This is a genomic window from Chitinophaga rhizophila (assembly GCF_019492185.1).
Taxonomy (GTDB): Bacteria; Bacteroidota; Bacteroidia; order Chitinophagales; family Chitinophagaceae; genus Chitinophaga; species Chitinophaga rhizophila.
Genome location: NZ_JAICCF010000002.1, coordinates 1339149 through 1351001, shown reverse-complemented (window position 1 = coordinate 1351001; position 11853 = coordinate 1339149). Strand labels below are relative to the sequence as shown.

12 protein-coding genes are annotated in these 11853 nt (G+C 43.3%); 10 read left to right on the top strand and 2 right to left on the bottom strand.

From position 1 onward, the window contains the following. Positions 1-21: 21 nt before the first annotated feature. The 10 genes from K1Y79_RS14445 (at position 22) to K1Y79_RS14400 (ending at position 9573) form a co-directional block, all read left to right on the top strand. Positions 22-588, top strand: a complete 567-nt coding sequence (locus K1Y79_RS14445; RefSeq protein ID WP_220250816.1) for a hypothetical protein — start codon at positions 22-24, stop codon at positions 586-588. Positions 589-609: 21 nt separating this feature from the next. Then, complete coding sequence (locus K1Y79_RS14440) at positions 610-1236, top strand: DNA-3-methyladenine glycosylase (protein WP_220250815.1); 627 nt, start codon at positions 610-612, stop codon at positions 1234-1236. Positions 1237-1318: 82 nt separating this feature from the next. Beyond that, positions 1319-2485 carry a tetratricopeptide repeat protein gene (locus K1Y79_RS14435; protein ID WP_220250814.1) on the top strand — a complete coding sequence of 389 codons (1167 nt, stop codon included), beginning with the start codon at positions 1319-1321 and terminating at the stop codon, positions 2483-2485. Positions 2486-2609: 124 nt separating this feature from the next. Continuing rightward, positions 2610-3254, top strand: a complete 645-nt coding sequence (locus K1Y79_RS14430) for a hypothetical protein (protein ID WP_220250812.1) — start codon at positions 2610-2612, stop codon at positions 3252-3254. Positions 3255-3702: 448 nt separating this feature from the next. Further along, the gene (locus K1Y79_RS14425) at positions 3703-4686 is read left to right on the top strand and encodes a hypothetical protein (protein WP_220250811.1); all 984 of its coding nucleotides are present in this window, start codon (positions 3703-3705) and stop codon (positions 4684-4686) included. Positions 4687-4856: 170 nt separating this feature from the next. Then, positions 4857-5549 carry a phosphoribosylformylglycinamidine synthase subunit PurQ gene (gene purQ / locus K1Y79_RS14420; RefSeq protein WP_220250809.1) on the top strand — a complete coding sequence of 231 codons (693 nt, stop codon included), beginning with the start codon at positions 4857-4859 and terminating at the stop codon, positions 5547-5549. A 68-nt stretch (positions 5550-5617) separates the two neighbouring features. Beyond that, a complete protein-coding gene (locus K1Y79_RS14415; protein WP_220250807.1) occupies positions 5618-6073 on the top strand; it encodes a protein-disulfide reductase DsbD domain-containing protein in 456 nt (151 codons plus the stop codon). Between the two features lie 113 nt (positions 6074-6186). Next, complete coding sequence (locus K1Y79_RS14410) at positions 6187-8166, top strand: protein-disulfide reductase DsbD family protein (RefSeq protein ID WP_220250805.1); 1980 nt, start codon at positions 6187-6189, stop codon at positions 8164-8166. Positions 8167-8816: 650 nt separating this feature from the next. Continuing rightward, a complete protein-coding gene (locus tag K1Y79_RS14405) occupies positions 8817-9374 on the top strand; it encodes a DUF6934 family protein (RefSeq protein ID WP_220250803.1) in 558 nt (185 codons plus the stop codon). A gap of 4 nt (positions 9375-9378) precedes the next feature. Continuing rightward, the gene (locus K1Y79_RS14400) at positions 9379-9573 is read left to right on the top strand and encodes a hypothetical protein (protein WP_220250801.1); all 195 of its coding nucleotides are present in this window, start codon (positions 9379-9381) and stop codon (positions 9571-9573) included. A 66-nt stretch (positions 9574-9639) separates the two neighbouring features. Here K1Y79_RS14400 and hisS read toward each other — a convergent pair whose 3' ends face one another. Both hisS and K1Y79_RS14390 read right to left on the bottom strand, forming a co-directional pair. Next, complete coding sequence (gene hisS / locus K1Y79_RS14395; protein WP_220250800.1) at positions 9640-10989, bottom strand: histidine--tRNA ligase; 1350 nt, start codon at positions 10987-10989, stop codon at positions 9640-9642. 26 nt (positions 10990-11015) lie between these two features. Beyond that, positions 11016-11453 carry a low molecular weight protein-tyrosine-phosphatase gene (locus K1Y79_RS14390; RefSeq protein WP_236059607.1) on the bottom strand — a complete coding sequence of 146 codons (438 nt, stop codon included), beginning with the start codon at positions 11451-11453 and terminating at the stop codon, positions 11016-11018. Positions 11454-11853: the final 400 nt, after the last annotated feature.

Below are 11853 nucleotides of genomic sequence, written 5' to 3'. Positions count from 1 at the left end.
AGAAGAATAACTAGCGTTCACATGGAAGAATTTTATGATGCCGCCTCTGAGAAATACAAGAAGTATTTACTGCAGGTAGTGTACAACGATGAGACTTATTACACCGTTTCCGGTGCTGATCTGTCAGACAATGAAGCAACAAGACTACTGACAGATGCTGACGGCAGAATCTGTCTGTATACGGATCTTCCTTCCCTGAGAAAAGGGATAGAAGAAGGTGTTGTTACTTTTGATACTTCTAATCTCCAGGCCTGGGGAAAAGATATCAACGAAACAGATACAGCCTATACCGGCTTTGATTTCTCCTCATTAAAATCGGAGCAGTTGCAGGCAGACGATGATCCGCTGTTGTACGAAATATACGGTGCCCTTGGAGTTGTAAAGGACTATGCCGAGCAGGAACAGTCTGCCGAGTTACTGACACTGCTGGATAGCCCGATTGTGAAAGAATACATTGAAATCTGCGCAGACCTCTTCCTTTGGTCGTCTGACACTGATTCCTTCAGGGAAGACTTTGATTTCGGTTCTTTTGAGCCGGTGTTGAAGCAGATCTACGCCCTGCTGGAACCCCGTCTGCGTGTTGTTTAACGGAAAGGGACATATTGAATTTTGCATACTACCGCATATCAGAAATTAACATCCGGTTTTTTTGATCGTCCTGATGTACTGACGATTGCCCGTGAATTGCTGGGGAAGATAATTGTGACCAGCTTTAACGGTGAACTTACGACTGCCCGTATTGTGGAGACAGAAGCTTATGCCGGTGTAACCGACAAGGCCTCCCATTCATACGGTGGCAGGCGTACTGCACGTACGGAGATTATGTACCGGGAAGCCGGTACCGCCTATGTCTATTTATGTTACGGTATTCATCAGCTGTTTAACATCGTTACTAACCAGGTTGATATTCCTCATGCGATTCTCATCCGTGGCGCGGAACCTTTAGCAGGCGTTCCTGTTATGCTGCACCGTACCGGCAAAAAAACTGCTGATTTTACGCTTACACGTGGGCCAGGCAACGTATCAAAAGCTTTGGGTATTACGCTGGAGCATACTGGTGAGACACTCTTTGGAGACGAGTTTTACATTGCTTCAGATGGCTATGTACCTGCATCAGCCGATATTATTGCTACTCCCAGAATAGGGGTGGACTATGCCGGCGCAGATGCACTGTTGCCCTACCGGTTTATTATACATAATAACAGGTACGTTAGTGGTAAGGTGATTAAAAAGTAAGTGGAATTAGCAGGAGCAGCAGGAATCAGCTATCTTTATATCTTTATTTTTTTTAAGATACAATCTCAATACCTATATCGTTATGCGCAGATTATTGCCTCTGATGGTAGTAATGTTATCTTGTCATGTAGTGTTCGCACAGGAAACGAACAGAGAGAAAGCTATTGCCAAAGCTACTGAAGCTATAAAATTGATGGATGATGGTAAACTAGCCGAATCCATCGAATTGCTAAATGAAGCCCGTAAGCTCGATCCGGACTTAAAGGATATCGTATACGAGCTGGCCCTGGCAAAGTACCAGCAAGGGAAATATGATGAAGCATTGAAAGATCTTAAGTACCTGGTCAAAGAGAAAGCTGCTAATGGCAGGGTATATGCCATGATGGGAAATGTGCTGGATGATATGGGTAAACCTGAAAAGGCAATCAGTACCTATGAAGATGGGTTGAAGAAGTTTCCTGGTGAAGGCGCATTATACGTAGAGAGAGGGGTGATGGAGCTGAAGAAAAACAATGAAGGAGCTGCGCTTGAGTACTTTGAAAAAGGAATCAGGAATGCACCTATGCATGCATCCAACTATTACAGGGCAGCTAAAATGTTTCTGGATTCTCAGCAGGAGGTATGGGGAATGATATATGGAGAGTTTTTTATGAACCTGGAGAGAGGGTCTAAACGTACGGAAGAGATGAGCAGGTTGCTATATTATACCTATAAAGGAGAGATAAAGTTTGAGTCCGATACTGCAGCAACTGTCAGCTTTGCAAGTAATGCACATACTATCACCCTGAATCCGGATCACCGTAAAAAGGATCAGACTGCAAACCTGGCTGCTCAGATGCTATCAGTAGTCAGCGGAGGTTCCTACGGTACTTCCATTTATCAGCCAACATTGACCCTGGCAGTCGCTGGTCAGAAGGCAATTAACCTGGCTACACTTAATACCATCCGTACAAAGTTCATTGATCTTTATCACCAGTTAGGGCATGATACCATTTATCCGATTGCCATCTTCAACTTTCAGAACAAGATAAAGGAGGCCGGTCATATGGAGGCTTATAACTATTGGTTATTGGGCCAGGGTGACGATGCTGCTTTAGGTGAATGGGTAGAGGAACATCGTCAGCAATGGAACGATTTTATGACATGGTTTAAAGAAAATAAGCTCGTTATTCCTGCAGATGAAGGATTCTCCCGGTTGAGTATGATGATCACAGGGGAAATATTAAAAGGCAAAGTGAAAATGGAATAATAGCAAACAGTTATACTAATAGCGTTTGAATTGCCGGAGCAGATATAGACTTTCTGTATGCCAATACATTGGCTGTAACGCTTCTCCGTACCATAAGTCATATACCATATCTTACATCTCACGAATGAAAAGAGAACTATGCCTTGTCCTGTCTGGTATTGCCCTGACCATCAGTATGTATGGTCTTACCGGGTGCAGCCAGCAGGAGACTCCCTCAGCCAAAGCCTACTTCAAGGGTACCGTCAGTCCTGAATTGAATCAACAGGTACTGGAAGGCAGGGTCAGGGAATTTTTCGACTGGTACACTACTAACGTGGACTCGCTGGTCAACATCCAGTTGGTGGATAACTCAGGAGTGGAAGACACCGGTCTGTACAAGGTTAACTTTGACAGTACCCGGGCGTATCTGGATATATTATCTGCATCAGGGCTATTTACCCATAACTATATTGACGATAAAGACGCCTATTTCCGTTTATGTGATAGTAAGATCCGGGAGGACAGCGTGCGGACAGCAACGCCCTACGGCTTTGATGCTGACCTGATCCTGCTGAGTCAGGAGTATGAAGAAGACATTACCAACTTCGATGAAGCGGTATTTTCCAATTATACAGAGACAGAAAACGGGGCTTCTATTGACGTCACGATTGTTTACACCCTGCGGATTGACTTTATCATCCAGGCTGACCGGTTGTTAATCGATAAGATAGACGTCGTTATGCCGGATGAGCATGATGCCGGCACCGCTTCGGAAGTAACAGGACATTAGGAAAAGTGGCATTGATAGGCAATAGTTGTTATTTAAGGCGTTGAAACTAAGTGTCTTATATTCTTTAAATGACAGGAAGTAAATAAAGCAGGTAGTCATCGCTTCAAATGGCAGGATATTGCTTTGATGGGCCTTGGCAAATGGCCGGTAGTCAAGCAGTCTGTTGTATAAAAGACCAGCCTCCATCTTTACAATTATCCCTATGGGGTAACCGGCTGTGTTTTTAAATGCCGAGTACGGACCTGAGAGATATTACTCTCCTGACGGAAAAGATGCCTTAAGTAACAAGGTATGCTGCTTAGATAAGTAGGTCAGATTTCCAGTGATCATATTAGAAGAAAATGAGGAGAAAGGCAATAATTATGTATGGTTTTCATAATATTTTGATTTTCTCCCGCTTTAAAATACCTTTGGAACGCTTTCAAAAGTTGAAAAGAGAAATCATATTGTGGTAAAGTTTTTCCGCTCAGGCAACCCCCTTACGGTAGTGTTGCTGTTGATGTATACACTCCTGGTAAAATTCTATTACCTGCTTCATCCGTCCTCTTATCTGGCGGACGGAAATGAGGGTCTGTTATATGACCTGCTTGTCGGTTGGATGAGTATGGTCTTTGGCAAAAGTCCTTTCTTTTTCACCTCACTGGCGGTGCTGATACTATTATTGCAGGCATTGCTGGTCACCAAGATTGTGAATCACCAGCGTCTGTTCTCCAGGCCGAACTATCTGCCGGCAATGGCGTATATGTTATTTACATCTCTGTATGAAGGCTGGAATCTGTTCTCGCCGGGGTTACTGGTGAACCTGGTAATGTTGTGGGTGATATCAAACATTACTCTTCTTTATACGCGTACATCGGCCAGGGATGTGGTATTTAATATCGGATTTGCCCTGGGAGTAAGCGGTTTGTTTTATTTCCCGGCCACCATCTTCTGCGTACTCTTATGGTTGAGCCTACTGATTATGCGCCCGTTCCGTCTGGCGGAATGGATTATTGCTTTACTTGGACTTGTATGTCCGATATACCTGCTCAGTACTTATCTCTTCCTGACCGACCAATGGGCATTATTTGCCAAAATACCACGTATTGGTCTGGAAGTACCTGTAATTGGTAACTACAAGGTCTGGGGAGCGATGGCAGTGAGTGTGTTCTTCTTTGTACTTGGCTGGTTATTGTTGCAACGTACCTTGAAGAAGATGCTGATTCAGGGGCGTAAGATCTGGAGTGTGCTGGCAGTATATGTGTTCATTGCAATGATGGTACCCTTCTTCAATATGCAGTTCTCTCCTGCATACTGGGTACTGGCTATATTACCGCTTTCCTTATTTGTGGCCAATGCTTACTGGTCGATTGTGAATAACACGGTAGCCAATGTTGTTCATGTCCTCACACTGGTCTATGTTATTGTTATGCAGTATTTCAGCAAAAATTAACGTCGTTACGATTGAATTGTTAAAACGGGATGAACGGCTATGGAAATGTGCGGACGGGTTAGTAATTTTGTACCCTTTCCGGTACTTTTGGTTAGTCTGCGGATCAACCTTGAATCGCCGGTAATCGGGATAGAGAAAAGTTTTAGACCGTAACATTCAATTATTTAAGCATGAAATTTGGTGTTGTCACCTTTCCAGGCTCTAACTGCGATCACGATGTGATTGATGCACTGCGCAATGACCTTGGGCAGGAAGTGATAGAGTTATGGCATAAGGATGCTGACCTGAGCCAATTCAGTACAGAAGATTGTATTGTGTTGCCGGGCGGTTTTTCTTACGGGGACTACCTGCGTTCAGGTGCTATTGCACGTTTCAGTCCGATGATGCAAAGTGTGATAGCTTTTGCCAATAAAGGTGGTAGGGTGTTGGGTGTGTGTAATGGTTTTCAGATTCTCTGTGAAGCAGGTCTGTTACCTGGAGCTTTGTTGCAGAATGAACATCAGCAGTTTGTATGTAAGAATGTATACCTGAAAAGCGAGAATACATCTGCATCCCTGACCAAAGACGTAGCTGGCCGTGCGTTAAAGATACCGGTGGCGCATGGCGAAGGGCGCTATTATGCTGACGATGCTACGCTGCAAAGTCTTTTTGCAAATAACCAGATACTTTTCCGCTATTGTGATGAATTTGGTAATATTGTAGATGATGCAAATCCAAACGGAGCAATGCGTAATATCGCAGGAATCTGCAACAAAGAGCGCAATGTATTCGGTCTGATGCCACACCCTGAGCGGGCTACTAACCTGGTATTGGGTAACACTGACGGACAGCTTATTTTTCAAAGCCTGATCAATAACAATTGATTGATAGAGTGACAAGCACTCCAACATTAAATATCAAGCCAACCAACCAGTTAAAAAAAAATCTAAGTATGAGAAAATTACTCACAGCAGTTATTCTGTTCGCTTTGCCACTGATGGCAAGCGCGCAGATCGAGAACCCGGTAAAATGGGATTTTACCGCTAAGAAGATTGATGCTACTACCTATGAACTGCACATGACAGCTACAGTAGAAGGGAAATGGCACCTGTATGCGCAGGATGCTGGTGAAGGTCCGGTTCCGACTACCTTCAAGCTGACTAAAAATCCGCTTGTAACACCAGTAGGTAAGATCCGTGAAGTAGGCAAACTGCATAAGGCATTTGACAAAAACTTCGATTCTGAGTTGAAATATTACGAGAACCAGGTTGATTTTGTACAGAAAGTAACCGTAAAAGGTAAAGCAGCTACAAAAGTAAAAGGTAGTGTAGAGTTCATGGTGTGCGATGACCACCAGTGTCTCCCTCCGAAAGAAGTAGAGTTTGCAATTAGTGTAGGAGGAAAATAAGTTATTCAATACATGATGGTCAACCGTCAGGTAAACATAAGTTATAAACGAGCTCCCATAGGAGCTCGTTTACTGTTTAAAATGGTTGAAAGTCTCTAAAGCCTATTATTTATATGAAGCATTTGCTTACGTTCATTCTCCTTCTCACTACTGTATTTGCCGTTAAAGCACAGGATAGTACTGCTACCGACCCGGTAGCAAAGTGGGAGTACACTGCAGAGAAGAAAGGAGAACAGGAATATATACTACATCTGAAAGGTAGCATTGAAAAAGACTGGAAGTTGTTTTCAACTACTATGAAAGATGATGAGCCTAACACGCGTGTAACGGTTGATAGCGCAGCTACCATTACCGGTATCACAGAAGAAGGTTCGCTGAAAAAAGCGCCTGAAGCATTATTCGACAATCTCGAAATCAAGTACTTTGAAAATCAGGTGACGCTGCAGGTAGCAGTGAAACTGAACGGGCCTGCAAAAAAGCTGGAAGGTGTCGTGAATTATATGGCGCTGAAAGGTGAAGAAGTAGTAGGGCCGGAAGAAGTGAAATTCCGTTTTAACATTGATGCATCCGGCAATATTGTCAATGTAGCAGCTGGATTGCAGGAATCTGCTTCCGGTGGACAGACACTGAAACGCGCAACTATTGACATGGCCAATCCACTGAGTAACTGTGGCGGGGAAGGAGAACCGGCAAAGACAAGTCTGTGGGGGTTGTTTATTCTCGGTGTAATAGGTGGTTTTATTGCGTTGCTGACACCATGTGTATTCCCAATGATTCCGCTGACTGTGTCTTTCTTTACAAAGAAATCGCAGGATAAGAAAACAGGTGTGATCAATGCAAGTATCTATGGCTTCTTTATCTTCCTGATTTATGTGTTACTGAGTGTGCCATTTCACCTGATGGATTCCCTGGATCCAGAGATACTGAATAATATATCCACCAATGTATGGTTAAACCTGATCTTCTTCGTGATCTTCATTGTGTTTGCCATTTCCTTCTTCGGATATTTTGAAATCACTTTACCAAGTGGACTCGCCAGTAAAGTAGATGCGAAAACAAGTGTAGGAGGTATGATTGGTATCTTCTTCATGGCGCTGACACTGGCACTGGTATCCTTCTCTTGTACGGGTCCTATCCTGGGATCGTTACTGGCAGGGTCGCTGTCTACCGATGGAGGAGCTATGCAGCTGACAGTAGGGATGGCAGGTTTTGGATTTGCACTGGCATTGCCATTCGCGTTGTTCGCCATGTTCCCTAACTTACTGAACTCGTTGCCTAAATCAGGTGGCTGGTTAACATCTGTGAAAGTTGTGTTAGGTTTCATCGAGATAGCAATGGCTATCAAATTCCTGTCTAATGCCGATCTGGTACAACACTGGGGATTAGTAAAACGTGAGGTGTTTTTTGCAGTATGGATCATCTGTGGATTCCTGATCGTATTATATCTGTTGGGTAAGATCCGTTTCCCGCATGATGCACCGCTGAAGAAAATCAGCACTACCCGTTGGGTACTGGCAGCTATTTTCCTGGCGATGACCATCTACCTGTTACCAGGCGTAACCAACACCAAATATGCAAACCGTAAACTGATCAGTGGTTTTCCGCCGCCGTTAAGTTATAGTATTTACAAGAATGCGGCTAAGGGTATAGAGGCGGATGTTATGAATGATTATGAGGCAGCGCTGAAACTTGCGAAAGCGCAGAATAAGCCGATTCTGATAGACTTCACTGGTTGGGCATGTGTAAACTGTCGTAAGATGGAAGAAAACGTATGGCCTGATAACAAAGTGAAGACGCTGATAGAAGAAGATTATATCCTGGTATCGCTGTATGTGGATGATAGGAAGTTATTGCCTGAAGATGAGCAATTCCTGTTTACTACTAATACAGGTCGTAAGAAGGAGATTAAATCTATTGGTGACAAATATGCTACCATGCAGACTGAGAACTTCGTGAATAACTCTCAGCCTTATTATGTGTTGATTAGTCCGGATGAGCAGCTACTGACAAAACCAGTAGGCTATACACCGGATGCAGGTGAGTATGCCAATTGGCTGAAGTGTGGTCTGGATGCATTTAAGAAGAATAAATAGTTAGTAAGTATATTTATTATAAGAGGGCTGTCTCGTAAGAGGCAGCCTTTTTTGTTAGTTGCCGGTTCTTGTCGGGAAAAGTTGTCCATTTCTTTCCTGGGGTTCAGATGATCAGCATAAATAGCTGCTGACAATCCCATTTTCCATGGTATATTTTTTATTCATTATATAAGCTGTTTCAGCGGGGTAAGATGGGTATTAGTCATCTTTCGGCTGAAACGGGGTTTATCTTTTAATCCATATAGGTATCAAGAGGTCACCAGAAGGTCACTTCGATATCCCGGGGATATTGAAGTGACCTTCTGGTGACCTCTTGGTGAAGGGATGGTATAAGACATTGATGGGGTTCAAATGGGTATTTAATGAACTGACAATGGTAGCATCCCGATCCGTTAGGGATAGTGAATGAATGAAGTGGCTTACGGTACACAAAAATGGCAGATTTGCCAAGCGTTCAGATAAGCCTTTTCGGCTATATTAGCATATGTGTTTTTGCTATTGTTAATCCAAAAATTATATCTACCACGATCTCTTTCAGGGAGATAAGACACAACATTTATTAAGCAGTATCAGCGAACCATTGAATTGCATGTTTGCCGTATTAGATGCGGCAGGGGGATGCTATTTGTTAATCTATTATTCAGGTAAATATGAATCGTGCAGACGATGTGTATGACGTCAGGGAATGGGCAAATCCCGGCGAACAGGGATTGTATTATTTTTTTGTCAGTGAAGGGAAAAGGGAAATTATTAAGGTGGTGCAATATGAATATGTCAGGCAGTTCAGGAACCGGCCGCTTTTTAATCTAGGTTTTGGTGACTATGACTATGAAAATGACCGCGTTACTGATAATGAAACATCTGATAATAATGATCATTATCGCGTTTTCAATACAGTGCTGCAGACAATCCCCAGGCTGTTTGAACAATTTAAAGACGGCGTGATAGTGGTAAGAGGCAGTGACAGCTCTCCTTCGTTTATTACAAAATGCAGGAATACCTGTAAAAGGAGATGTGATGATAGCAAATGTAAAAAGGCACACAGGAGAATTGGTATTTATAGCACATTTTTGAATAAGCACTTTGAGCAACTCAATCTTGAGTATTCTTTCTATGGTCTGGACGGGCTGGAAGATTGCAGTGCTACGGAGCCTTACGAAAAAGGCAAGAATTACAGAGGCGTAATCATTGAAAAAAGACTAAATTAGAACTATGAGTAAAACCGATAACATCAAAGATCCTTTATCACTTACAGAGGAAGATGTAAGAACTCTTCCCCGTGAGGAAGTTTTCAGACGGTTGATTGAAAAGCTTAAGGGCCGGGTGATCTTTCCAAGGGCCTCTGAGGATGCTAAGCGGATGGCAGATAATTTGGAGGCAACCTGGCCAGATTTCCCACACAGATAAATCCTGATATATTAAAAAAGACGGATCTGTTAAAGGCAGATCCGTCTTAATATTGACTATCACAGTTTAGAACTGATAGTTTACCAGATCGGTCATGGTCACTTTTTCCTGTTGGCCGTTCACCATATTTTTCACACTAACTACTCCTTCCTGGGCTTCGCTTTCACCCATTATGATCACATAAGGGATATTGCGCTTGTTAGCATACTTCATTTGCTTATCCATTTTAGCTGGTTCGTGAAACAGTTCAGCGGATATGCCTTTTGTACGTAGCTGCATCAGGAGTTTAAATGCAATGCCTGCAGTGTGCTGATCGAGGTTAAAGAACAGTACCTGGGTGCCTTGTTGTGCAGTGGCAGGGAACAGTTGCAGTTCTTCGAGCACATCATAGATACGGTCAACACCGAAGGATATACCAACACCAGATAATCCTGGCAGGCCGAAAAGACCGGTCAGGTCATCGTAGCGGCCACCGCCACCGATACTACCCATCTTAACGGAAGCAGGGGCTTTTACTTCTACGATCATCCCGGTGTAGTAGTTCAGTCCACGAGCCAGCGTTACATCAAGAATCGGCGTTGTTTTGAATGCTTCAGGTTGTGTGTGTAGTACGTATGATAATTCTTCAATGCCTTTGAGACCGGTTGGTGAGTCTTTAAACAGCACGCTTAATTGCTCCAATTTCTCTTCGTTGCTACCGCTGATATTAAGAAAGCTTTCGATTTTAGCAATTTCGTCTGTGCTGAGGCCGCGTTCCTGTAATTCGTCTTTTACACCGTCCATACCAATTTTATCGAGCTTATCGATGGATATGGTGATATCTGTTAAAAGCGCAGGTTGCCCTACAACGTCTGCAAGGGCTCCAAGTATTTTACGGTTATTGATACGTACCTCATATCCTTCCATACGAAGTTTGCTGAATACAGTATCGTAAATCAACAGCAATTCTATTTCATTCAACAGGGAGTTACTGCCTACAACGTCAGCGTCACACTGATAAAACTCGCGATAACGTCCTTTAGCAGGGCGATCTCCGCGCCATACCGGTTGCATTTGGTAACGTTTGAATGGCAGTGCCAGTTCATGTTGGTTCATCACGACATATCTTGCAAAAGGGATAGTAAGATCATAGCGGAGCGCTTTTTCACAGAGCAGGATACCGAGTTCACGGCTATCCTTTGCTTGTTGTGCACGTCCGAGGATGTCTCCATTATCAAGAATTTTGAATATCAGTTTATCTCCTTCTTCACCGTATTTACCAGTAAGCGTGTCCAGGTTTTCCATGGTAGGTGTTTCCAGCGGTTGGAATCCAAACAGCTCGAATGTTTCACGGATGGTCTGGAAAATGTATTGCCGCTTTCTGACTACAACGGGGCCGAAATCGCGGGTACCTTTTGGTATACTGGGTTTAATCATTATTATTCAGTTATGCTGATGAGTAATTATTTCTTACCTGCTACTATGTTTTCGCAGGCTTCAAAGATCATATTATAAACCGGTTGGAACAGTGCGTCATCATACCAGGGGTCAGGTACGGGCTGCTGATTATCCAGTAAAAGCTGGATTTTGGCTTTATCTGCATCTGTCCTGGCTTTGAGCAGTATGTCCCGGTAATTATTCAGGTCCATAGCAAAAATACGGTCAAAGCGGTCGAAATCGGCTACCTGAAATTGCCTGCCGCGCAGGCCAGAGATATCGATTCCGTGGCGGCGGGCTACTGTTACAGAGCGGCGGTCAGGAGGATCGCCTACGTGCCAGTTGCCGGTACCGGCTGAATCGACTTCCCAGTTCAGGCCCTGCTGAATGGCCAGGTGTCGTAAAATACCTTCTGCCAGGGGCGAGCGGCAAATGTTGCCCAGGCATACCATTAATATTTTCATAATTTCCGCAAACCTACAAGATTTTAACATTATTTTATCCTGCTGGCCCAAATCTTGAAATATAGTGTGTTAGCTGATATACGGCCAAAAATAGGTCTGATCAGATTTATGGAATCTGGAGATTTTTGCATCTATATAATAAGAATGGTTAATACTACACTTGCTTTTTTATGCGTATGTATCCGTATGATATTGTATAACATAGCTAAAGACAGGGTTGTATTTAACATGCCTTTAACAAGTTCCTGATTAATTAGATGTAGATTGAATATGAAAAAATGTGTGTATGCCGGACGTTTATAGAACCTGCCGTAGTGGCCGGTTTTGCGAGACAATCGAAGACATGCAATCGGATTTTTTTAACAATCCTCTAAAAGAACAGGTATTTATTTGGAAATAT

Bases quoted from the DNA above. Each gene is read 5' to 3' on its own strand.
- K1Y79_RS14445 (WP_220250816.1), top strand. From the start codon at position 22: ATGGAAGAATTTTATGATGCCGCCTCTGAGAAATACAAGAAGTATTTA.
- K1Y79_RS14435 (WP_220250814.1), top strand. From the start codon at position 1,319: ATGCGCAGATTATTGCCTCTGATGGTAGTAATGTTATCTTGTCATGTA.
- K1Y79_RS14430 (WP_220250812.1), top strand. From the start codon at position 2,610: ATGAAAAGAGAACTATGCCTTGTCCTGTCTGGTATTGCCCTGACCATC.
- purQ (WP_220250809.1), top strand. From the start codon at position 4,857: ATGAAATTTGGTGTTGTCACCTTTCCAGGCTCTAACTGCGATCACGAT.
- K1Y79_RS14415 (WP_220250807.1), top strand. From the start codon at position 5,618: ATGAGAAAATTACTCACAGCAGTTATTCTGTTCGCTTTGCCACTGATG.
- K1Y79_RS14410 (WP_220250805.1), top strand. From the start codon at position 6,187: ATGAAGCATTTGCTTACGTTCATTCTCCTTCTCACTACTGTATTTGCC.
- K1Y79_RS14405 (WP_220250803.1), top strand. From the start codon at position 8,817: ATGAATCGTGCAGACGATGTGTATGACGTCAGGGAATGGGCAAATCCC.
- K1Y79_RS14400 (WP_220250801.1), top strand. From the start codon at position 9,379: ATGAGTAAAACCGATAACATCAAAGATCCTTTATCACTTACAGAGGAA.
- hisS (WP_220250800.1), bottom strand. From the start codon at position 10,989: ATGATTAAACCCAGTATACCAAAAGGTACCCGCGATTTCGGCCCCGTT.
- K1Y79_RS14390 (WP_236059607.1), bottom strand. From the start codon at position 11,453: ATGAAAATATTAATGGTATGCCTGGGCAACATTTGCCGCTCGCCCCTG.